Annotated in this window: 1 protein-coding gene; it reads right to left on the bottom strand. The window is 71.7% G+C overall.

Features of this window, described 5'->3' with window-relative positions; all coding sequences use genetic code 11:
- Positions 1-1,780, bottom strand: a 1,780-nt coding sequence (locus tag K7G61_RS35770) for a beta-ketoacyl synthase N-terminal-like domain-containing protein (RefSeq protein ID WP_225851323.1), incomplete at both ends; no start/stop codon positions are given.

Raw genomic sequence — 1,780 nt, 5'->3', positions numbered from 1 at the left:
GAGGCCCGTGATGACGCCGGGGTCCCCGTCGGCAAGGGCGGCCAATCCCGCCAGGAGGTCGGTCCGGGTGCTGCCCACCATGGCCGCCCGGTGGTCGAGCTTGGTGCGGGTGGTGGCCAGTGCCCGGCCGATCGCGGCCGGCCGGAGTCCGGGGTGGGCGGCGATGTGGTCCGCGAGCCGTCGGGCCTGGGCGCGCAGGGCGTCGTCCGTCTTGCCGGACAGCAGCCACACGGTGGGCTCCGCGGTGCCGTCCGCGGCGGGTTCTTCGGGGATTTCCTCCGGGAACTGCTCGATGACCACGTGGGCGTTGGTGCCGCTGGCCCCGAAGGCGGACACACCGGCACGGCGCGGACGCCCCGTCTCCGGCCACGGCCTCGCCTCGGTCAGCAGCCGGATGTCACCGGTGTCCCAGGCGACATGAGGCGTGGGCTCCTGGACATGCAGCGTCGGGGGCAGTTCGCCGTGCCGCATCGCCATGACCATCTTGATCACACCCGCGACGCCTGCCGCTGCCTGGGTGTGGCCGATGTTCGACTTCACCGAACCCAGCCACAACGGCTCCACCCGCCCCTGCCCGTACGTCGCCAGCAGCGCCTGCGCCTCGATCGGGTCGCCGAGCGTGGTACCCGTACCGTGCGCCTCCACCGCGTCCACCTCGGACGGCTCCAGTCCGGCGTTCGCCAGCGCCTGACGGATCACCCGCTCCTGGGACAGGCCATTGGGCGCGGTCAGGCCGTTGGAGGCACCGTCCTGGTTCACCGCCGAACCCCGCACCACCGCCAGCACCCGGTGGCCGTTGCGGCGGGCGTCCGACAACCGCTCCAGCAGCACCAGACCCGCACCCTCACCCCACGCGGTGCCGTCAGCCGTCGAGGAGAAGGGCTTGCACCGGCCGTCAGGGGCCAGGGCACGCTGGCGGGAGAACTCCGTGAACTGCAGGGGGGTCACGCTCACCGTCACCCCGCCGGCCAGCGCCAGCGAGCACTCGCCCGAGCGCAGCGCCTGCGCGGCGAGGTGGATCGCCATCAGTGACGAGGAGCAGGCGGAGTCGACCGAGACGGCCTGGCCCTGGAGGCCCAGCAGGTAGGAGACCCGGCCGGAGGTGATGCTCGGCGAGATGCCGGTGGCCAGGTAGCCCTCTGTGTCGGGAGGTGCCTGGTCGGGGCTGCCGACGTAGCCGGAGGACCAGATGCCGGTGAACACCCCCGTCTGACTGCCCCGCAACGACGTCGGATCGATCCCCGCGTCCTCCAACGTCTCCCACGCGGTCTCCAGCAGCACCCGCTGCTGCGGATCCATCGCCAACGCCTCACGCGGCGAAATCCCGAAGAAATCAGCGTCAAACCCCGCCGCGTCGTGCAGGAATCCGCCTTCACGCGTGTATGTCGACCCCGCCCGCTCGCCCGAGGGATCGAACAACCCCTCAACATCCCACCCACGATCCGACGGAAACTCCCCCACCGCATCCACACCGCCCGACACCACACCCCACAACTCCTCCGCCGACCCCACACCACCCGGCAACCGGCACCCCATACCCACGATCACCACCGGATCACCCGCCACACCACCAGCGCCACCACCCACCCCACCCACCGACACCGCCGACACCGCCGACACCACACCCCGACCCCCACCGGACAACTCGGCCGCGAGGTGACCGGCGAGATCGGCGGGGGTCGGGTGGTCGAAGACAAGGGTCGCGGGCAGCCGCAGGCCGGTGGCACCGGCAAGGCGGTTGCGCAGCTCGACGGCGGTCAGCGAATCGAAGCCGAGGTCC

Origin of the sequence: Streptomyces sp. HPF1205 (genome assembly GCF_020400825.1) — a bacterium.
Lineage (GTDB): Bacteria > Actinomycetota > Actinomycetes > Streptomycetales > Streptomycetaceae > Actinacidiphila.
Note: the sequence above shows the minus strand (reverse complement) of the source record. Positions and strands in the feature narration are given on the sequence as shown.